Origin of the sequence: Azohydromonas lata (assembly GCF_034427735.1) — a bacterium.
Lineage (GTDB): Bacteria > Pseudomonadota > Gammaproteobacteria > Burkholderiales > Burkholderiaceae_C > Azohydromonas > Azohydromonas lata.
Genome location: NZ_JAXOJX010000081.1, coordinates 1 through 20,580 on the forward strand (window position 1 = coordinate 1; position 20,580 = coordinate 20,580).

The window sequence follows — 20,580 nt, forward strand, 5'->3', positions numbered from 1 at the left end:
CGCGCCCTGGCGACCGTGCCCACCGGCGTGTCCGCCCCGCGCTGGCTGCCGGACGGCCGCGGGCTGCTGGCCGCCACCCGCACCTGGCCGGACCTGCCGGACACCGAAGCCCAGGTCCGCCGCCTGCGCCGGCTGCAGCGCCTGGCGCGCGAGGGCGTGCACGAGGCAGACAGCGCCGAGCCGTGCGCCGTGCACCTGCTGCTGTTCGACCTGGAAGGCGGCGTGCGCGACCTGTTCGCCGCGCTGCCCTGCGCGCTGGACGACGCCCCCGACGCCTGGGACGTCAGCGCCGACGGCCGCCACGTCGTTTTTGCATGCGCCCCGCGCCAGCCCGGCGGAGCGCGCGCCCTGGCCGAGCTCAACCTCGCCAGCGGCGCGCTGCGCTGGCTGGTGCGCGACGCGGGCTGGGACTGCTTCGCCCCGCGCTGCGCGCCGGCCTCGGCGCTGGACGGCGGGCGCGTCGCCTTCCTGGCCCGCCACGTCGGCCTCAAGCACAACCAGCCCGCGCAACTGGCGCTGTGGGACGGCGAGACGGCCGCCTGGAGCGTGCTCAGCGCCGCCTGGGACCACGAGGTCGAAGCGCCCCTGCGCTGGGAAGAGGACGGTTTGGCCGTGCTGCTGCGCGCCCGCCAGCGCGGTGTAAAACACCTGTGGCGCTTCGACGTGGCCGACCGCCGTGCCGAGGTGCTGGTGCGCGGCGGCTGGCTGCGCGCCTTCGACAAGACCGCCGGCACCCTGGTGACCGTGGCCGACGCGCTGGAGCACCCCGCCCGCGTGCACATGCACCTGCCGGGGCAGCCGCCGCTGCGCGTGGAGCGGTTCAACGACACGCTGCTGCCCGGCGTGGACCTGGGCGTGGCCGAGGAAGTGACGCTCACCGGCGCGCTGGGCGAGGAGTTCACGCTCCAGCTGCACTACCCGCCCGGCTTCGACGCCACGCGCCGCTACCCCGTGCTGCAACTGCTGCCCGACGGCCCGCACGGCGGCGCGGGCGAGCGCTGGAGCACGGCCTTCAACCCCGCGCTGCTGGCCACGTTGGGCGGCTGCGTGGTGGCGCAGGCCCAGGTGCACGGCAGCGCCGGCCACGGCTATGCCTTCCTGGACAGCATCACCCACCGCTGGGGCGAGCTGGAGCTGCAGGACTTGCAGGCCGCCACCGCCTGGCTGCAGCGCCAGCCCTGGGCGGACGCGCGGCGGCTCTTCGCGGCCGGGCTGGGCGGCTTCGGCGGCTTCCTCGCCGCCTGGCTCAACGCCCGGCGCTCGCCGCACGCGGCGCTGGCCTGCCTGGGGGGCGTGTTCGACTGGGACGCCATGCTCGCCAGCCGCGACTGGCCCCGCTTCGTCGCCGCCCTGGGCGCCCTGCCCTGGGCCAACCCCGAGGCCCTGCTGATCGCCAGCCCCCAGGCCAGCGCCGAGGGCATGCGCACGCCCATGCTGATCGTCCACGCCGCGGGCGACGCGCGCGTGCCGCTGCAGCAGGCCCTGGCCCACCACCACGCGCTGCAGGCGCTGGAGGTGCCCTCGCGGCTGCTGGTGCTGGACGCCCCCGACCTGCGCCGCCCGCGCCACGCCCGCCGCGTGCTGGGCGAGCTGCTGCGCTGGTTCCGCCGCCACGACCCCGGCACGGCCGCGCGCTGAGCCGCCCCGGCGCCCCGGCGCCGCACCGCGCACAATCCCTCCCATTCCGGGGGCGCGCCGCTGGCCGCCGCCCCTGGCGGCTGCCCCGCGACCCCAGGAAGACCGCCCAAATGCTCATCGACTTCTTCTACAGCCTGCGCGCGGCGCGGCTGCCGGTGTCCCTCAAGGAGTTCCTCACCCTGCTGGAGGGCCTCAAGGCCGGCGTGATCGAACCCTCGGTGGACGAGTTCTATGCCTTCGCCCGCCTGGCGCTGGTCAAGGACGAAACGCTGTTCGACCGCTTCGACCGCGCCTTCGGCGCCTATTTCAAGGGCGTGGAGCAGATCGACGTCGCCCTGGAGCTGCCGGACGACTGGCTGCGCCGCACGCTGGAGCGCGAGTTCACCCCCGAGCAGCGCGCGGCCCTGGAGGCCATGGACTGGGACGAGCTGATGGAGACGCTCAAGAAGCGCCTGGACGAGCAGCAGGAGCGCCACGAGGGCGGCTCCAAGTGGATAGGCACCAACGGCACATCCCCCTTCGGCCACGGCGGCATCAACCCGCGCGGCGTGCGCATGGGCGGCCCCGGCAAGGAAAAGAGCGCCGTGAAGGTGTGGGAGCGCCGTGCCTTCAAGGACTACGACGAGACGGCCGAGATCGGCACCCGCGGCATGCAGCTCGCGCTGCGCCGGCTGCGCCGCTTTGCCCGCGAAGGCGCCGCCGAGGAGCTGGACCTGGACGGCACCATCCACGCCACGGCCGCCAACGCCGGGCTGCTGGACATCCGCTTCGTCCCCGAGCGGCACAACAACGTGAAGCTTCTCTTGCTCATGGACGTGGGCGGCTCCATGGACGAGCACGTCAAGGCCGTGGAGCAGCTGTTCTCCGCGGCGCGCAGCGAGTTCAAGCACCTGGAGTTCTATTACTTCCACAACTGCGTCTACGACTTCGTGTGGAAGCACAACCAGCGCCGCCATGCCGAGCGCACCGCCACCTGGGACCTCATGCGCACCTACAACCACGACTACCGACTAGTGTTCGTGGGCGACGCGACCATGAGCCCCTACGAGATCCTGCAGCCCGGCGGCAGCGTGGAATACAACAACGAGGAGCCCGGCGCCGAGTGGCTGCAGCGCCTGGCCCACCACTACCCGCACTGCGCCTGGATCAATCCCGAGCCGCAAGGCCTGTGGCAGTACCGCCAGAGCATCGCGCTGGTGCAGCAGCTCATAGGCCCGCGCATGTTCCCGCTCACCCTCGCCGGCCTGGAAGGGGCCATGCGGCTGCTGAGCAAATGAGGGGGCCGCGGCAACCACGGCGGTACTTAGGGCAGTACTCAGGGCAGCACCCAGCGCGGCCACCGGCGGCAGCACTCCGGCGCCTGCGCACGGCGGCGCTGCTGGCGCCGGCGCTGCTCCTGGGCGGCTGCGCGCTGCTGCGGCCCAATGCCCAGGAAGCCGATGGCCAGGCCCGGCTCGCGCAGGCCCAGGCGCTGCCGCCGCCCTACACCCTGCGCGTGGAGCTGGACAACGCGCCGCTGCGCGCGCTGCTGCTGGAACACCTGGACCTGGCGCGGCTGCGCCGCGTCGCGCCCAACGCCGAGGTGGACGCCACGGAGCTCACGCGGCTCATCGCCGCTGCCCCCGCGCAGGTGCGCGCGCTGCTGGAAACCGAGGGGTTTTTCAACGCCCAAGTCAGCCTGCGCCGCGAGGACGGCGCGCCGCCGGTGGTGGCGCTGGTCGTCGATCCGGGCGCGCGCACGCGGGTGTCGCAACTGCAGTTGGACATCGCGGGCGACCTGCAACGCCGCCGCGAGGCGGGCGAGCGCGGCGCCGCGGTGCTGGACGAGGATGTGCGCCGCCGCTGGCCGCTGCCGCCAGGCGCGCCCTTTCGCAATGCCGACTGGTCCGCCGGCAAGCGCGCCCTGCTCACGCAACTGCGCGCCGCCGGCTACGCCGAGCCGCGGCTGGAGGACAGCGCCGCGCAGGTGGACGCGGCCACGCAGGAAGCGCGCCTGTCCGTCCAGGCCGACAGCGGCCCCCTCTTCCTCACCGGCCCGCTGCGCATCGAAGGTCTGCAGCGCCAGGACGAAGCCACCGTGCGCAACCTGGCCGGCTTCAATCCCGGTACGCCGGCCAGCGAAACCCTGCTGCTGGACTACCAGGACCGGCTGCACCTGGCGGGCCTGTACGAGCGCGCCACCGTGACGCTGGACACCTCGCAAGGCCCCGAGGCCGCGCCCGTGGTGGTGGCGCTTCGCGAGCTGCCGCTGCAGCAGGCCAACGTGGCGCTGGGCGTGGACGCCAACACCGGCGCGCGCGCCAGCGTCGAGCACTGGCACCGCCGCGCCTTCGGCTGGGACGCCACGGCGCGCGACAAGGTCGAAGTCGCCCAACTGCGCCAGGCCTGGGAGGGCGAGCTGGCCACGCACATCCTGCCCGGCATGCACCGCAACCTGGTGAGCGTGCAGGCCGAGCGGCTGGTGTCGGACGAGGACGTGGTGCGCTCGTTGCGCCTGCGCCTGGGCCGCGACCAGACCACGCCGCGCGCCGACCGCTTCAGCTTCGTGCAGTTCGAAAGCTCCAACCAGGAGCCCGGCGACAGGGCGCAGCCGTCCACGCACGTCGAGGCGCTGTCGCTGCACCACCACCTCGTGCTGCGCCGGCTGGACAGCGTGCTGCTGCCCACGCGGGGCTGGACGCTGTCGCTGCAGGGCGCCGTGGGCCAGGCCCGCAGCAGCGACGCCGCGGCCGGCCCTTTTACAAGGCTGTACGCGCGGCTCACCGGCTACCGGCCCTTGGGAGCGAACTGGTACGGCCAGGCGCGCGTGGAGCTGGGCCAGGTGTTCGTGAGGGCCAACGTGCTGGTGCCGGAGTCGCAGCAGTTCCGCGCGGGCGGTGACGAGTCGGTGCGCGGCTACGCCTACCGCTCGCTCGCCCCCACGGTCAACGGCGCCATCACCGGCGGCAACGTGCTGTTCACGGCCAGCGCCGAGGTGGCGCACCCGCTGTCGGCGGCGCTGCCGGCGCTGTGGGGCGCGGCCTTCGTGGACGTGGGCCAGGCCGCGCAGCACTGGGGCGGCCTGCAGCCTGTCTGGGGCCCCGGCCTGGGCCTGCGCTACCGCAGCCCCGTTGGGCCGCTGCGGCTGGACCTGGCCTACGCCACGGCCGAGCAGCGCGTGCGGCTGCACCTGAGCGTGGGCGTGACGTTCTAGACGCGCACCGTGCCGGCGCGGGTGGAGGCGTTGGGCGATGGAGGGCGTTAGACGGTCTAACACCGTGTTCAGGGAGCCTGCCGCGCCGGTCGCGCAAATGGCTTCGTCATCCCAGAGCGCCGGATCGCAGGCACACCGAAGTTGCCGTGTCCACACATCGGCCCACGGCTCAGACCGGGAGCACGCAGCGCCACGGCTCACGACCTGCCCAAGCGCCTGAACGTCCCCCGAAAATGCCCGCGGCGAGGGCCGCCGCGAACGGCAAGCCCCCTGCGGCGCCCCGCCTCCAGCCCTGCCGCCACCCCTTCACCACTTCCGGCCCCCCGATACGCCCTGATGCCCAACGACACCGCTGACGCCCAAACGCCGCCCACGCCCCACGCCCCGCCCCCGGCCGTGCCGCCCACGCGCCCCCGCCGGCGCTGGTGGCTCGCGCTGCTGCCGGCTTTGCTGGCACTGCTGGCGGCCGGCGGCGCGGCGCTGTGGTGGGCGCTGTCGCCCGCGGGCTTGACGTGGTGGCTGCCGCGCGCGGGCGTGGAGATCGCCGGCCTGCGCGGCGGGCTGCAGGGCGGCGCCCTGGCCTTCGAACGGCTGCGCTGGAGCGGCCGCAACGGCGCCCGGCTGGACATCGACCAGTTCTCCCTGGGCAACCTGCACTGGACTTTCCGCCCGCCCGGCGGCTGGCTGGGCCTCACCCTCACCGCCCCCAGCGCCCAACGCGTGGCCTGGACCTCGGCCCAAACCGGCAGCCCGCCCCTGCGCGCCCCCGCCTCGCTGCAACTGCCGCTGCGCCTGCGCGTGGACAGCCTGAAGGTCGCCACGCTGCAGCTGGATGCGCAAACCGTGAGCGAGCTCGCGCTCAGCGCCGAGCTCGGCGCGCAGGCCGGGCGCGTGCACCGGCTCAACGCGCTGTCGCTGCGCTGGCAGCAGATGGCGGTGTCGGCCAGCGCACAGCTCGGCGCCCAAGCGCCGCTGGCGCTGCAGGGGCAGGCGCAGGCTGCGTCGCTGGAAGGCGTGTCGCCGCCCTGGCAGGCGGCCCTCACGCTGGACGGCACGCTGGCCCAATTCAGCGCCCGCGCCACGCTGCGCAGCCCGCCCGCCGACTCCAACGCGCCCGCGACGCCGCCCGGCGGCAAGCGCCGCGCCCTGCCCGGCACCCCAGCCGCGTCCGCCAGCCTGGACGCCGAGGCCCGCTTCACGCCCTTTGCCGACTGGCCGCTGCCCTCGCTGCAGGCGCGCACGCAGGGGCTGGACCTCTCCGCCCTCGCGCCCGCGCTGCCCGTGACCGCGCTCACCGGCCACGCCGACTTGCAAGGCGGCAGCGCCGGCACGCCGCTGGAGCTGGACCTGGCGCTGGACAACGCCCGCCCCGGCCGCTGGACGGAACACCGGCTGCCGCTGCGCAGCGCGCAAGTCACGCTGGCGGCGCGCCCCGGGCGGCGCGACCTGCTGGAGCTGCAGGCGCTGGGCCTGGAGCTGGGCGACGCGCGTGGCCGTGCCGGCAGCTTGAGCGGCAGCGGGCGCTGGGAGCAGTCCACGCTCACGCTGGACATCCGCGCGCGCCAATTGCAGCTCTCGCGGCTGGACCCGCGCCTGCCCGCGCTGCGGCTGGACGGACCGCTGGCCGCCGAGATCGCCGGCCTGCCCCTGCCCGGCACGGCGCCCCCCGCGGCGGCACAGCCGCTGCCAGCGCCGCTGCGTATGAACCTGCGCGCGGCGCTGAGCGGCCAGGACGAGAACCGCCTGCCCCTGCAGCTCAGCGCCTCGCTGCAGGCGCAGCGCGAGGGCGCCCCCGGCGCCGGCACGTGGCGCGTGGAGGTGCCCGAGTTCAACGCCCGCGCCGGCACGGCCCAAGCGCAGGGTGAAGGCCGCTTCGAGCGCGACGCCACGGGCGCCTGGCAGGCGCAAAGCCGCGGCCGGCTGCGCGATTTCACGCTGCAGCCCTGGTGGCCGGACGCGCCCGCCGGCACCTCGCTCAGCGGGCAGTGGGACGCGCAGCTCTCGGCGGCTGCCGGCGCCGCGCTGCCGCGGACGTTGCGCGGGCAGGCCTCGGTGAATCTTTCTCCCAGCCGGCTGGCCGGCGTGCCGCTGCAGGGCGACCTCTCCTGGCGCGACGCGGGCGCGGGGCCGCGGGCGCAGGCGCGGCTGCAGTTGGGCGGCAACCGGCTCCAGGTCGAAGCCCGCGCCGCCGGTGCCTCGGCCACGCCCACTTGGAGCGTGGACGTGGACGCGCCCGCGCTGGCCGTCCTCACGCCGCTGGCGCGGCTGCATCCTGCCCTGCCGGCGCTGTGGCCACGCGAAGGCAGCCTGCGCGGCCAGGCGCGGTTCCAGGGCGGCAGCGCGCGCGACTGGCGCAGCGAGGGCTCGCTTGAAACCACCGCCCTGGCCGCGGGCCCGTGGAAGCTGGCGCGGGCGCAGGCGCGCTGGTCGCTGCGCGCGCCGCAGGCGGGAGATGCGCCGCTGTCGCTCACGCTGGACGCCGCGGGGCTGCAGCAGGACGGCGCCGCGCGGCTGGACAGCCTGCGCGCCCGCCTGGCCGGCCGTTGGGCCGCGCATGAATTGGACCTGCAGGCCTCCACCCCGCTGCGGCTGCCGGCCTGGGCCGACGGCTTGACGGGACCGTCCAACGGCACGGACCTCAGCCTGCGCGGCAGCGGCGCCTGGCAGGCCGGCGCGGTGGACCGCTGGCACCTGCAGCTCCAGGCGCTGCAGGCGCGCACGCGCGGCGGGCGCTCCACGCCCTGGCTGAGCGCGGGGCCGGTGCAGGCGGCACTGCAATTCGACCCGGCGCTGCGCAGCGTGGCCCTGTCGCCGGGCGCGCTGGACGTGTTGGGCGCGGCGCTGCGCTGGTCGCAACTGGAATGGACGGCGCCCGCCACACCGGACGCCGCACCGCGCCTGCGCGTGGCCGCCGAGCTGCCGGCGCTGCGCGCGGCGCCCTGGCTGCAGCGGCTGCAGCCGGACTTCGGCTGGGGCGGCGACCTGGAGATCGGCGGCCAGTTGCGCTTTGACAGCACCGCGGCCACGGCCGGCGACGTGGTGCTGGAGCGCCGCCGCGGCGATCTCAGCCGCACTGACGAGCTGGGCATGGTTGAAAGCTTCGGCATGACGGACCTGCGCCTGGCGCTGCAGGTGCAGGACGGCCGCTGGACCTTCACCCAGGCCATGGCCGCGCGGCACTTCGGCGTGCTGGCCGGGGCGCAGGTCGTGCAAAGCCGCCCGGGGCTGCCCTGGCCCGCGCCGGGCGACGCGCTGCAGGGCGTGCTGGAGCTGCGCGTGGACGACCTGGGCGTGTGGGCGCCCTGGGTGCCGCCGGGCTGGCGCCTGGGTGGCCAGTTGCATGCCGGCGCGGGCTTGAGCGGGCGCTTCGGCGCGCCGGAGATCACCGGGCGGCTGGACGCCTCGCGCCTGGGCCTGCGCAACCTGCTGCAGGGCGTGGAGCTGCGCGACGGTGAGATCGCCATGGCGCTGCGCGGCGAGGACGCCCACATCGAACGTTTTACCTGGCGCGCCGGCGAGGGCCGGCTGGACGTCACCGGCGGCGCCACCTTCGGCGCCACGCCGGGCGCGGCGCTGAAGCTGCAACTGGAGCGATTCCGCGTGCTGGGCCGGTTCGACCGCAACCTGAGCGTCAGCGGGCAGGCGGCGCTGAACCTGCAAGGCCCCCGCCTGGCCCTGGACGGCCGCCTGGCCGTGGACGAGGGCTTCATCGACATCAGCCGCAGCGAGGCACCGGCGCTGGACGAGGACGTCACGGTGCTCCACCGCCCCCACGCCCCGGCCGGGGCGGCGGCGGTGGCCGCGGAGCCTTCGGCCCTCATGCGCAACACCCGCGTGGAGCTGCGGCTGGACCTGGGCCAGCGCTTGCGGCTGCGCGGCCAGGGCATGGACACGCGGCTGGCGGGCGAGGTGTTGATCACCACGCCGGGCGGGCGGCCACAGGTGGCGGGCACGGTGCGCACGCTGCAGGGACGCTACGCGGCCTACGGGCAGGAGATGGAAATCCGGCGCGGGGAGATCGTCTTCACCGGCGCGCCGGCCAATCCGCGGCTGGACATCCTGGCCATACGGCCCAAGCTGGACGAGGTGCAGGTGGGCGTGCAGATCGTGGGCACGGCGCAGAACCCGAGGGTGCGGCTGTACAGCGAGCCGGAGCTGTCGGAGCTGGACAAGCTGACCTGGCTGGTGATGGGCCGCGCGTCGGACAACCTGGGCCGCACCGACACCGCGCTGCTGCAGCGCGCGGCGCTGGCGCTGCTGGCCGGCCAGGGCGAAGGCGGGGCGGCGGGAGGTCAACTCTTTCACGCGCTGGGGCTGGACGACGTGGCCGTGCGCCAGCGCGAGGCGGGCGACGTGCGGCAGACGGTGGTGTCGCTGGGCCGCCAGATATCGAGCCGCTGGTACGTGGGCTACGAGCGCGGCATCGGCACGGCCGCGGGCACCTGGCAGCTCATCTACCGGCTGGCGCAGCGTTTCACGCTGCGCGGCCAGTCCGGCGAGCAGAACTCGCTGGACGTGCTGTGGACCTGGCGCTGGAACTGACCTACCCGACGCCCTGCGCGACCCCAGCCCCGGCGCGCCGGGGCGCCGCCGCCGGCCGTGCGAGAATGCGCCCCGCTGTCCGCTCGCCGTAGTTCAATGGATAGAACGGCCGCCTCCTAAGCGGCAAATACAGGTTCGATTCCTGTCGGCGGGACCAGCCCTTTTCTCTCTACCTCCTCCTTTTTTCGATTCCGCCGACAGGGATCGACCCCGCCTTCCCTCTGGGCCAGCGCCGGGTTTCGCCGCCGTTTGCAACATCCTCGCAACGCTCGGCAACAAGCGCTTACTTCATCCCCTCCCGTCCGCGACGAATAGCGGGCAAATGGCCACGCTTTTTTCATCCCATCCCGCCACGGCGATTGCCGCGCTTGCCGAAGAGGCGGCTGCGGGCGGCGTGTTGCGGCGCTTCGAGCGGCTGCAGCGGGTAGGCATGCTGGGTTTCATCGTGCTGCTGCTCGTTCTGGCGGTGGCGCTGCTGGCGGCGCTGCAGGGCGCCCACGCGCAGCAGCTCATGCAGGTGGTGCTGGTGGCCACACCGGCGCTGGCCGGGGCCGGCGCGATGTGGCTGCTGCGGCGCACGCGCGCCCTGGTGCAGGCCGGGCTGCAGGCACAGGCCGCGCTGGCGCAGGCGTCGCTGCGCGATCCGCTCACCGGCGCCTACAACCGCCGCGCGCTGGACTTCAAACTCGACGCGCTGCTGCGCCAGGCGCGCGAACGCCACCAGCCGCTGGCCGTGCTGGCGCTGGACCTGGACGGCTTCAAGGCCGTCAACGACGGCCACGGCCACGCCGCGGGCGATGCGGCGCTGCGCGAGGTCGTGGCGCGACTGCACGCCGCGGTGGGCGAGGCGGACTTGGTGGCGCGCACCGGCGGCGACGAGTTCGTCATCGCGCTGCAGCCGGGCACCGACGAGGCCGCCGCGCAGGCCGTGGGCCGGCGGCTGATGCAGGCCCTGGCCGAGCCGGTGGCCCTGCCCGGCGGCTCGGCCGCCCGCCTGGGCGTGTCGGTGGGCGTGGCGCTGTGCCCGCGCGAGGGCGCCGTCGCGCGCGCCCTGCTGGAAGCCGCCGACGCCGCCTGCTGCGCCGCCAAGCGCGGGGGCAAGAACCGCGTGGAGGTCGCCGGGCTGGCCGGCGTGGGCCGCTGCGGCGGGCATCGTCCCTAAGGCCGTGAAATAGCCCGTGGAAAGTCCGCAGCCGCTCGCAAGTTATGGCCTTGCGCCCCTGAACCCCAGGGGGGCGCCACTTATACTGCCCAAGCTAGTTCATCTCGCGGGAAAGCTCATCACATGGGTGCCAAATTGAAAGTTGCTGGCCTTGTGGCCATAGGCGCCGTGGCGGGCGCGCTCACCACGATGCAGCTGCAGGCGGTGGCCCGCAACGCGACCGCGCCGCTGCCGCTGGAAGAGCTGCAGCAGCTCGCCGCCGTGTTCGGCATCGTCAAGAGCGATTACGTGGAGCCGGTGGACGAGAAGAAGCTGCTGTCCGATGCCATCTCCGGCATGGTCGCGGGGCTGGACCCGCACAGCCAGTACTTCGACAAGAAGAGTTTCAAGGAATTCCGCGAAGGCACCAGCGGCCGCTTCGTGGGCGTGGGCATCGAGATCGGCATGGAGGACGGGCTGGTCAAGGTGGTCTCGCCCATCGAGGGCTCGCCCGCCTTCCGCGCCGGGCTCAAGGCCGGCGACCTCATCACCAAGATCGACGACACGGCCGTCAAGGGCCTGAGCATGGACCAGGCCGTCAAGCGCATGCGCGGCGAGCCCAGCACCAAGGTGCAGCTCACGGTGTTCCGCAAGTCCGAGAGCCGCACCTTCCCGGTGACCATCACGCGCGAGGAAATCCGCGTGCAAAGCGTGCGTGCCCGCGTGATCGAGCCCGGCTACGCCTGGCTGCGCGTGAGCCAGTTCCAGGACCGCACGGTGGAAGACTTCGTCCGCAAGGTCGAGGACATCTACAAGCAGGAGCCCAACCTCAAGGGCCTGGTGCTGGACCTGCGCAACGACCCGGGCGGCCTGCTCGAAGGCGCGGTGGCCATCTCGGCGGCCTTCCTGCCCACGGACGTGGTGGTGGTCTCCACCAACGGCCAGTTGCCGGACTCCAAGGCGACGTTCAAGGCTTCGTCCGAGTTCTACCAGCGCCGCGGCGGTGCCGACCCGCTCAAGCGGCTGCCGGATGCGCTCAAGAAGGTGCCCATGGTGGTGCTGGTCAACGAGGGCTCGGCTTCGGCCAGCGAGATCGTGGCCGGTGCGCTGCAGGACCACAAGCGCGCCGTGATCATGGGCGCGCAGACCTTCGGCAAGGGCTCGGTGCAGACGGTGCGCCCGCTCACGCAGGACACGGCCCTGAAGCTCACCACCGCGCGCTACTACACGCCCAGCGGCCGCTCCATCCAGGCCAAGGGCATCGTGCCCGACGTGTGGTTGGACGAGACGGCCGAGGGCAACGTCTTCGCCGCGCTGCGCATGCGCGAGGCCGACCTCGACAAGCACCTGGTGCAGGGCGAGGAAAAGCGCGACGCCGCCCGCGAGAAGGCCCGCGAGGAAGCGCGCCAGAAGCTTGAAGAGCAACTGGCCAAGCGCGCCGAGCCGCCCAAGCCGCTGCCGGAGTTCGGCAGCGCCGAGGACTTCCAGCTCGTCCAGGCGCTCAACCGGCTCAAGAACAAGCCCGTGGTCGTGAGCAAGACCATGAGCGAGCGCAAGCCCGAGAACGAAACCAACTGACCGGTTTTCTCTCATCTGCAGTACCGCAGCCCACGACAAAGCCCGCCCCGTGCGGGCTTTGTGCGCTGTGGCGGCGGCTATGCTGACGCGATGAACGACGACCAGCTGCTGCGCTACTCGCGCCACATCCTGCTCAACGAACTCGGCGTGGAAGGCCAGCAAAAGCTGCTGGACAGCCGCGCCCTGGTGATTGGCGCCGGCGGCCTGGGCTCGCCGGTGGCGCTGTACCTGGGCACGGCCGGGCTGGGCACCATCACGCTGGTGGACCACGACACGGTCGACGTGACCAACCTGCAGCGCCAGATCGCCCACGACATGGCGCACGTAGGCCAGCCCAAGGTGCTCTCGGCCGCCGCGGCCATCCACGCCATGAACCCCGAGGCGCGCGTGATCGCGCTGCAGGAGAAGGCCGACGCGGCGCGTCTCGACGAGCTGGTCGCCGACGCCAACGTGGTGCTGGACTGCAGCGACAACTTCCGCACCCGCCACGCCGTCAACGCCGCCTGCGTCAAGCACGGCAAGCCGCTGGTATCGGGCGCGGCCATCGGCTTCGACGGCCAGATCGCCGTGTACGACAGCCGCGACCCCGAGGCGCCGTGCTACGCCTGCGTTTTCCCGCCGGAGTCCGGCGTGGAGGAGGTGCGCTGCGCCACCATGGGCGTGTTCGCGCCGCTGGTGGGCATCGTCGGCAGCGTGCAGGCAGCCGAGGCGCTGAAGCTGCTGGCCGGCGTGGGCAGCTCGCTGGCCGGGCGGCTGCAGATGCTGGATGCGCGCAGCATGGAGTGGACCGAGATCCGCATCGCCCGCGCCGACCACTGCCCCGTGTGCGCCGCCGCGCGCGCCGCCGGCCGCTGAACGACCCCAAACACCCTTTCCTCACGACCCGCCTCTACATGGAAAAGCGTCCCGAACTGACCGCCCGCAACTTCCCCACGGCCGAGGAAGAAGCGCTGTCGCAACTGGAAGCCTCCCGCTATGCCGGCCCCGAGAGCGCTTACCACCTGGCCTTCACCGACACCGCCTTTTTGCTGCGCGAGGAGCTGCGGCCCGTGCGCATGCAGCTGGAGTTGCTCAAGCCCGAGCTGGTGCAGCGCGAGCAGGGCATCGATTCGACCATCGTGATCTTCGGCAGCGCCCGCGTGCTGCCGCCTGAAGAGGCGCTGCTGCGCCTGGAGGCCGCGCGCGAGCTGGGCGAGCCGCAGGCGCTGCGCCGCGCCGAGATGGGCGTGCTCATGAGCCGCTTCTACGACGAGGCCCGGCGCTTCGGCGCGCTGGTGACCACGCAGTCGCGCACGCACGCCACGCCCATCTATGTCGTCACCGGCGGCGGCCCCGGCGTGATGGAGGCTGGCAACCGCGGCGCCTACGAGGTGGACGGCAAGAGCATCGGCCTGAACATCGTGCTGCCGCACGAGCAGGCGCCCAACCCGTACATCACGCCGGAGCTGTGCTTCCAGTTCCACTACTTCGCGCTGCGCAAGATGCACTTCCTCATGCGCAGCATCGCGCTGGTGTGCTTCCCCGGCGGCTTCGGCACGCTGGACGAGCTGTTCGAGGTGCTCACGCTGATCCAGACCGGCAAGTGCCGCGCGCGCCCCGTGCTGCTGTTCGGCCGCGAGTTCTGGACCAAGCTGATCAACTTCGACTGGCTGGTGGAGACGGGGATGATCAGCGCCAACGACGTCAACCTCTTCCACTTCGTCGAGACGGCCGAGGAGGCCTGGGAGCGGCTCACCGAGATCTACGGCTTCGACGCGCCGGTGACGCAGACGGGCGAATTCGCCGACGACATCTGAGCCCCCGCCCCCGGCACGGCGGCTGCCCCATTCGTGGCGGCAGCCGCTACCGGGCCCCACCGCTGCAACAGCACAGAAGCAGAGGAGCCGCACATGATCCGCAACGTCAGCCTCATAGGCGCGCCCACCGACGTGGGCGCCAGCGCCCGCGGCGCCTCCATGGGCCCGGAGGCACTGCGCGTGGCGCGCATTGGGCCGCTCTTGGGCGAGATGGGCCTGCAGGTGGAAGACCGCGGCAACCTCACCGGCCCGGCCAACCCCTGGCTGCCGCCGGTGGAGGGCTACCGCCACTTCGACGAGGTGCTGGCCTGGAACCGCGCGGTGCACGAGGCTGTGTACGCCGAGCTCTGCGGCGGGCGCTTTCCCATCCTGCTCGGCGGCGACCACTGCCTTGGTCTGGGCTCGGTCAGCGCCGTGGCGCGGCACTGCCGCGAGGCGGGCAAGAAGCTGCGCGTGCTGTGGCTGGACGCGCATGCCGACTTCAACACCGACCAGATCACGCCCAGCGGCAACATCCACGGCATGCCGGTGGCGTGCCTGTGCGGCTTTGGCCCGCAGCCGCTGGTGGAAATCGGCGGCCACGTGCCCTCGGTGAGCCCCAAGTGGGTCAAGCAGATCGGCATACGCAGCGTGGACGCGGGCGAGAAGCAGTTGCTGCACGACGCGGGGCTGGAGGTGTTCGACATGCGCTACATCGACGAGATGGGCATGCGCCACACCATGGAGCTGGCGCTGGCCACGCTGGACGCCAACACGCACCTGCACGTGAGCTTCGACGTGGACTTTCTCGACCCGTCCTTCGCGCCCGGCGTGGGCACCACGGTCATGGGCGGGCCGACCTACCGCGAGGCGCAGCTCTGCATGGAGATGATTGCCGACACGGGGCGCATGGCCTCGCTGGACATCATGGAGCTCAACCCCGCGCTGGACGTGCGCAACCGCACGGCCGAGGTTGCGGTGGACATGGTGCAGAGCCTGTTCGGCAAGAGCACGCTGGTGCGTCGCGCCCCACGCTGAGGCCTTGACGGCGCGGGCCGCCCCGCGCCCTTGCCCGTTTCCGCCCGCCGCGGGCCTATCCCTGCCGCTGCGCGTCCTGCACCTTGGGCATGGCCGAGGCCGAGGCCACGGGGGCGCCGGTGCGCAGCCGCGTGTTGGCCAGGGCGCCAGCGGACTCCAGGATGGGGTAGGCGATGGAGCAGATGTGCGAGTTGATGCGCTTCAAGTCGCTGATCAGGTCCAGGTGCAGGCTGCTCGTCTCCACGCTGTAGGGCGTGTTGGTCTGCAGCCGGACGATGTGGCTGGCCGCGTACTCGTGCTCCAGGGCGCGAAAGCGCGCCTTTTCTTCCAGCAGCTTTTGCGCGTCGTGCACGTTGCCGTCCAGGAACACGCTCATGCCCAAACGCAGGTTCTGCAGCAGCCGCTGGTGCAGGTGCACGATCTCGGCCATGCCGGCGTCGGAGAAGCGGCGCTTCTTGCGGATCTTCTTGTCCTCGATGTCTTGGAGCACGCGCTCGATGATGTCGCCTATCTGCTCCATGTTGATGGTGAAGGAGACGATGTCGGTCCAGCGCCGGCCCTCGCGCTCCGAGAGCGCCTCCTGCGATATCTGCGTCAGGTAGAACTTGATGGCCGAGTACAGGGCGTCCACCGTGTCGTCCATCTTGCGCAGTTGCTGCGACAGCTCCAGGTCGTCGTGGCGCAGCACGGGTTCTATGCCGCGCAGCATGGTTTCCACGACGTCGGCCTGGTGCAGCGCCTCGCGCGCGGCGCAGGAAATGGCCAGCGAGGGCGTTTCCAGCGCCATCGGGTCCAGATGCTGCGGGCGGGCCGGGGCCAGCGGCGCGGGGGGTTCCACCAGCCAGCGCTCCAGCCACGAGGCCAGCAGCGTGGTGGCGCCCACCAGCAGCACCGCCAGCGCCATGTTGAAGCCCAGATGGAAGAGCACCACCTCGCGCGCCACCGTGGGCGCGGCGTCCTGCAGCAAATCGTGGAACAGCGGCAGCAGCGGCATGGCCACCAGGCAGCCCGCGCTCTTGCACAGCAGGTTGCCCACGGGCAACCGCCGCGTGGCCACCGAGCCGCGCAGCGTGGTGAGCACGCCCAGCACGCCGCTGCCCAGGTTGGCGCCCAACACCAGGCCCAGCGCCACGGTGGGTGTCAGCAAGCCCTGCTCGGCCAGCGTGGCGGTGAGCAGGACGATGGCCAGGCTGGAATACGACATCACCGCCAGCAGCGCGCCCACGATCAGTTGCGGCACCACCTCCTTGGGCAGCGAGGTCAGCAGCGTGCGCACCACGGGCGAGGCCACCAGCGGGTGCGTGCTTTGCATGATGAGGTGCAGCGCCAGCGTGATCAGCCCAAGGCCGATGAGCACGCGGCCGAACTTGCCCACGGCGCTCTTCTCGCGCGAGATGAACATCACCACGCCGACGAAGATCAGCAGCGGCGACAGCCAGGACAGGTCGAAGGAGAAAACCACCGCCATGAGGCTGGAGCCCATGTCGGCGCCCAGCATGACGGCCAGTGCCGCGGAGGTCGGGACGAGCTGCCGGCCCACGAAGGAGGCCATGAGCATGCAGGTGGCGGTGCTGGACTGCAGCAACATGGTCACGCCCAGCCCGGCGGCCAACGCCGAAGGGCGCGAGCCCATGCTGCGCGCCAGTACGTGGCGCAGGTCCTCGCCGAACATCCGCAGCACGCCCGTGCGGACGATGAAAGTGCCCCACACCAGCAAGGCAATGGCGGCCAGCAGGTTCAACAGCTCTGTCATGAAGGCTTCTTCCGGGACCACCGTCCGCCGCCGCCCTCCATCCCCATGCGGCGCGCGTCCGGGATACAGACCCGAGCGAGAAGCATGCCTGACTCCCCCGTATGGGGCCATGCGGGTTTGCGGTTGACGGCGCGCAAAAGCAACGCTTTTTCGGTGTGCATCGCAGCCCCCCCGGCGGCGACGGCCGTCGCGCGGGTGCGGCGCGTCCGCGCCGGGGTGCACAACGAGCCGCGGCTCGCACACGGCCCCTGCCCTTGCCGCCGGCCGCACCGGTTTGAAGCGCCACGATCCAATCTTCTTTTCATGGCGCCATTGTGGACACCGGCCTTAATCCATGACGGGAAAGCAAAACCCGCCGCCGCGAATATAGGCAGCCGAAAACCAAGTGACTTTGGTCAGCCGCGAGAACTGGAAAGCCCGATTGTTTGAGCGCGGGGCGGTTGCTAGGCTTTTGTGCCCGCATTGGTTTTGCCAAATTCACCAGGGCATTTGATCTTTGTGGACCCAGGAGGTTCGGCCATGGCCCTCAATGCTTTGGACGCCGTCAAGCGCGTCGCTCCGCGTGCCGCACAGAACTATTTGCTGGCCTTGCGCGACGGGGCCGCGCTGTTCGAGCGGCACGGCATCAGCACCGGCTTGCGCATGGCGCATTTCCTGGCCCAGGCGCTGCACGAGACGGGCGGCTTCACGGTGCTGCGGGAGAACATGAATTACGGCTTGGCGTCGCGGCTGTTCGAGATTTTTGGCGTCAACCGCCACTCGGCGGCCCTTACGCGCGACGAGGCGCAGCGCCTGGCCGGCCACCCCGAGGAGATTGCCGAGCGCGTCTACGGGCTGGGCAATGCGCGCAAGTCGCGCGAGCTGGGCAACCTGCAGCCGGGCGACGGCTTCAAGTTTCGCGGCAACGGCGTGCTGCAGACGACCGGCCGGCTCCATCACCGCCGCCTGGGCAATGCCTGCGGGGTGGATTTCGAGAGCCACCCGGATCTGGTGACGGCGCCTGAGCACGCCTTGAAGCCCGCGCTGCAGGAGTGGAGCGAGGGCGGGCTCAACGCGCTGGCCGACCGCAACGACCTGCGCGGCATCACGCGGCGCATCAATGGCGGCTTCAACGGATTCGAGGACCGCCAGCTCTGGTTCGACAAGCTCTGGCCGCTGTTCAAGGACCCGGCGGCCCCGTCCGAGGCTTGGGCCGCGGCCGATGCCGACGAGCAGGTGCGCCAGCTTCAAACCGCCCTCAACGACCTGGGCGCCGACCCGCGCCTGGAGGTGGACGGCCGCTACGGGCCGGCCACGTGGCGCGCGGTCCGGGAGTTCCAGGCCGTGGCCGGGCTGGACGTGGACGGCATCGCCGGGCCGCTCACGCGCGCGCAGATCGAAATGCGCCTGGCGGTGACGCGCGGGGGGCAGTGACCGGGATTGAATAATGATTGTTTTTCTTGATATTTTTTAAATACTGAAGCCTGCGCCTGGTGCGCAGGTTTTGTTTTTAATTCAAAGATTTCTTGAATATTCGCTGAGCACCGTTTCAACGGCGATATTCCGCAAACCGGGGCGCACGGCGCCTATCCCGATTCACCGCGCCACCTCGCTGGTCTCGCCCCGAGCGAGGGCCAATTGCCTGTCCAGCCCGCGCAGGAAGGTTTGCACCTCTATGGGCTTGCTCCAGAAGTCGTCGAAGCCGCTGGCGCGGGCGCGCTCGACGTTGGCGGGCATGGCGTCGGCCGTCAGCGCCACGCAGCGCAGCGAGCGCGTGGCCGGGTCGGCGCGCAGTTGGGCCAGCACCTCGTGGCCGCTCATGTCCGGCAGGTTCAGGTCGATGAGCACCAGCGCAGGCTGCTCGGCGCGCACCGCCGCCAGGCCGGAAGTCCCGTCCGGCGCCACCCGCAGCACGCAGTCCGGCCGCAGCCCCATGATGTGCTGCACCAGCAGCGCGTTGACGGGCTCGTCCTCGATGTAGAGCACCAGCGGCTTGTCGCGCTCCCGCGGCGGGGGCACGGTCGGCTCCACGGCCGTCTTGGGCTGCGGCGGAACTGCAGGTGCAGGTGCAGGTGCAGGTGCAGGTGCAGGTGCAGGTGCAGGTGCAGGCGCAGGCGCAGGCGCAGGCGCAGGTGCGAACGACGGTACGGCCGCAGGCGCGGCCAGCGACAGCGGCGGCGGTGCCGGCGTGGGCGTGGCCACCGGCAGCTCCAGCGTGAAGACGCTGCCGCCGCCCTCGCGCCGCGCGGCGTGCAGGCTGCCGTGCATGAGCTGCGCCAGTCGCTGGGCGATGACCAGGCCCAGACCCGTGCCCTCTATGCCCATGCGCTCGGCTCCCAAGCGGTTGAAGGGTTGGAAGAGCTGGCCGATCTGCGCCTCGCTCAGGCCAATGCCCGTGTCCTCCACGGCGATGGCCACGCGCGCGGCGCCGGCCGGGCGGATCGTGAGCCGCACCCAGCCGCCGCGGCGGTTGTACTTGACGGCGTTGCTCAGCAAGTTGATGAGCACCTCGCGCAGCCGCGTGGCGTCGGCCTGCACCGCCGAGGTGTCCCGGGTCAGGTGCACGCGCAGCGCGACGTCGGCGGCGCGCGCCAGCGGCTCCAGCCCCTGCAGCACCTCCGCGGCCAGCGGCTGCAGCGCCACGGGCTCCAGCGACAGCCGCACCGTGCCGGCCTCGATGCCGTTGAGGTCCAGCATCTCGTTGATCATGGTCAGCAGGTGCTCGCCCGCACCCTGGATCTGGCGCAGCCGCTGCGCCTGCACCGGCGGCAGCGGGGCCTGCAGGTCCAGTTGCATCATTTGCGCGAAGCCCAGGATGGCGTTGAGCGGCGTGCGCAGCTCGTGGCTGGTGCGGGCAAGGAACTCGCTCTTGGCGCGGCTGGCGCGCTCGGCGGCCTCGCGGGCGGCGCGGTCCTCCTCGGCGTGCTTGCGCTCGCTGATGTCGAGGTTGGTGCCGGCCATGCGCAGCGCGCGGCCCTGCGGGTCGCGCTCGACGACGCGGCCGCAGTCCAGCACCCAGCGCCAGGGGCCCGCACCCGTGCCCACGCGGTACTCGGCCACGTAGGCGGGCGCGCGGTTTTGCAGATGGGCGTCCAGCGCGGCCTGCATGGCGGCGCGGTCCTCGGGGTGGATGAGGCCTTTCCAGGTGGCCACGCTGGGCAGCGGGCTGGCGCCGGCACAGCCGCGCATGGCCAGCCAGTGGGCGTTCCAGGCCAGGGTGCCGGTGGCCACGTTCCAGTCCCACAGCCCCAGGTCGGCGCCGGCCAGGGCCAGCTCCAGCCGCTGCTCGCTGGCCTGCAGCGCGGCGTTGGCCGCGGCCAGCTCGGCCCGGCTCGCGTTCACGCGCGAGACCAGTCGCTGGTGCCGGAGCGACTCGCGCCGCAGCAGCCGAAACAGCAGCAGGCTGGCCAGAGCGCCGCCCAGGAGCACCAGCCAAGGCGCCAGCAGCGGCACGCCACCGTGGCGGCCCGCCAGCCCGGCGTTGTCGCAGACGTACCAGGCCGTGCCGGCGCTCAGCGCCAGGCCCAGCGCCAAGACCAGCGATGCCAGCGGAACCGGCCGGGGCAAATCCGATGAAGGCATGGCGAAGGGTTGCGGTGATGCGGCGCGCGGCCGGTCCCGGAGCCGGCACGCAGGCGGCGTTTGCGTGGCTGGTGTTCGTACCACGTACGTGCGCGCGGGCCGCCGCGCAGGCGCATGGACGTGCACGTCATGATGGCTTGGCAGGCTTGATCCGTAACAAGCTTGCCGTCCCTGCGGGTTGCAAAGACCTGTCTTGTGCCAACAAGTGCACACCGCTGCCGGAATCACGATTCAACCCCATTACAGCCCTGGCCGAGATAACGCTTAAATACATGCACGGCAGCGCCAAACTCCTCTCCAGGCCGCTGACGTGACAGGTCCACCAAAAGAAAGGAGGCTCCCAGACGATGTCAGGCGATAC

General features: G+C 72.1%; 12 protein-coding genes and 1 tRNA gene. 11 read left to right on the plus strand and 2 right to left on the minus strand.

The features are described from left to right. From SM757_RS29625 to rocF, 10 genes are all read left to right on the plus strand, one after another. The coding region (locus SM757_RS29625) for a S9 family peptidase (RefSeq protein WP_322468101.1) at positions 1 to 1,638 on the plus strand (1,638 nt) is incomplete at its 5' end. Positions 1,639 to 1,748: 110 nt separating this feature from the next. After that, on the plus strand, positions 1,749 to 2,915 hold the full coding sequence (locus SM757_RS29630) for a vWA domain-containing protein (RefSeq protein WP_322468102.1): 1,167 nt from the start codon (positions 1,749 to 1,751) through the stop codon (positions 2,913 to 2,915). Beyond that, the gene (locus tag SM757_RS29635; RefSeq protein ID WP_322468103.1) at positions 2,912 to 4,831 is read left to right on the plus strand and encodes an autotransporter assembly complex protein TamA; all 1,920 of its coding nucleotides are present in this window, start codon (positions 2,912 to 2,914) and stop codon (positions 4,829 to 4,831) included. Before SM757_RS29630 ends, SM757_RS29635 begins: the two co-directional genes overlap by 4 nt. Before the next feature lie 336 nt (positions 4,832 to 5,167). Next, positions 5,168 to 9,373 carry a translocation/assembly module TamB domain-containing protein gene (locus SM757_RS29640; RefSeq protein WP_322468104.1) on the plus strand — a complete coding sequence of 1,402 codons (4,206 nt, stop codon included), beginning with the start codon at positions 5,168 to 5,170 and terminating at the stop codon, positions 9,371 to 9,373. Between the two features lie 82 nt (positions 9,374 to 9,455). Continuing rightward, a tRNA-Arg gene (locus SM757_RS29645) sits at positions 9,456 to 9,530 on the plus strand. Positions 9,531 to 9,695: 165 nt separating this feature from the next. Next, on the plus strand, positions 9,696 to 10,535 hold the full coding sequence (locus SM757_RS29650; RefSeq protein WP_322468105.1) for a GGDEF domain-containing protein: 840 nt from the start codon (positions 9,696 to 9,698) through the stop codon (positions 10,533 to 10,535). 123 nt (positions 10,536 to 10,658) lie between these two features. After that, positions 10,659 to 12,092: a S41 family peptidase gene (locus SM757_RS29655; protein ID WP_066337147.1), complete on the plus strand. Its 1,434-nt coding sequence runs from the start codon at positions 10,659 to 10,661 to the stop codon at positions 12,090 to 12,092. A gap of 90 nt (positions 12,093 to 12,182) precedes the next feature. Beyond that, positions 12,183 to 12,947 carry a HesA/MoeB/ThiF family protein gene (locus tag SM757_RS29660; RefSeq protein ID WP_322468106.1) on the plus strand — a complete coding sequence of 255 codons (765 nt, stop codon included), beginning with the start codon at positions 12,183 to 12,185 and terminating at the stop codon, positions 12,945 to 12,947. Between the two features lie 38 nt (positions 12,948 to 12,985). Further along, positions 12,986 to 13,888 (plus strand): LOG family protein, encoded by a 903-nt coding sequence (locus tag SM757_RS29665; RefSeq protein ID WP_066337207.1) that lies wholly within the window; start codon positions 12,986 to 12,988, stop codon positions 13,886 to 13,888. Between the two features lie 93 nt (positions 13,889 to 13,981). Continuing rightward, a complete protein-coding gene (rocF, locus tag SM757_RS29670; RefSeq protein WP_066337140.1) occupies positions 13,982 to 14,905 on the plus strand; it encodes an arginase in 924 nt (307 codons plus the stop codon). Positions 14,906 to 14,960: 55 nt separating this feature from the next. On the opposite strand, the gene SM757_RS29675 is transcribed toward rocF, so the two are convergent. Then, positions 14,961 to 16,658, minus strand: a complete 1,698-nt coding sequence (locus tag SM757_RS29675) for a Na/Pi cotransporter family protein (protein ID WP_066337205.1) — start codon at positions 16,656 to 16,658, stop codon at positions 14,961 to 14,963. 519 nt (positions 16,659 to 17,177) lie between these two features. On the opposite strand from SM757_RS29675, the gene SM757_RS29680 reads away from it, so the two are divergent. Next, entirely contained in the window at positions 17,178 to 18,071 is an 894-nt protein-coding gene (locus tag SM757_RS29680; protein ID WP_322468107.1) for a peptidoglycan-binding protein, read from the plus strand. Positions 18,072 to 18,233: 162 nt separating this feature from the next. Here the strand turns inward: SM757_RS29680 and SM757_RS29685 are convergent, their stop codons facing one another. Beyond that, positions 18,234 to 20,219 (minus strand): hybrid sensor histidine kinase/response regulator, encoded by a 1,986-nt coding sequence (locus tag SM757_RS29685; protein WP_322468108.1) that lies wholly within the window; start codon positions 20,217 to 20,219, stop codon positions 18,234 to 18,236. Between the last annotated feature and the right edge of the window lie 361 nt (positions 20,220 to 20,580).

What these genes read in the sequence shown, in the direction of transcription:
- SM757_RS29630 (WP_322468102.1), top strand. Translation starts at nt 1,749, where the DNA reads ATGCTCATCGACTTCTTCTACAGCCTGCGCGCGGCGCGGCTGCCGGTG.
- SM757_RS29635 (WP_322468103.1), top strand. Translation starts at nt 2,912, where the DNA reads ATGAGGGGGCCGCGGCAACCACGGCGGTACTTAGGGCAGTACTCAGGG.
- SM757_RS29640 (WP_322468104.1), top strand. Translation starts at nt 5,168, where the DNA reads ATGCCCAACGACACCGCTGACGCCCAAACGCCGCCCACGCCCCACGCC.
- SM757_RS29650 (WP_322468105.1), top strand. Translation starts at nt 9,696, where the DNA reads ATGGCCACGCTTTTTTCATCCCATCCCGCCACGGCGATTGCCGCGCTT.
- SM757_RS29655 (WP_066337147.1), top strand. Translation starts at nt 10,659, where the DNA reads ATGGGTGCCAAATTGAAAGTTGCTGGCCTTGTGGCCATAGGCGCCGTG.
- SM757_RS29660 (WP_322468106.1), top strand. Translation starts at nt 12,183, where the DNA reads ATGAACGACGACCAGCTGCTGCGCTACTCGCGCCACATCCTGCTCAAC.
- SM757_RS29665 (WP_066337207.1), top strand. Translation starts at nt 12,986, where the DNA reads ATGGAAAAGCGTCCCGAACTGACCGCCCGCAACTTCCCCACGGCCGAG.
- rocF (WP_066337140.1), top strand. Translation starts at nt 13,982, where the DNA reads ATGATCCGCAACGTCAGCCTCATAGGCGCGCCCACCGACGTGGGCGCC.
- SM757_RS29675 (WP_066337205.1), bottom strand. Translation starts at nt 16,658, where the DNA reads ATGACAGAGCTGTTGAACCTGCTGGCCGCCATTGCCTTGCTGGTGTGG.
- SM757_RS29680 (WP_322468107.1), top strand. Translation starts at nt 17,178, where the DNA reads ATGGCCCTCAATGCTTTGGACGCCGTCAAGCGCGTCGCTCCGCGTGCC.
- SM757_RS29685 (WP_322468108.1), bottom strand. Translation starts at nt 20,219, where the DNA reads ATGCCTTCATCGGATTTGCCCCGGCCGGTTCCGCTGGCATCGCTGGTC.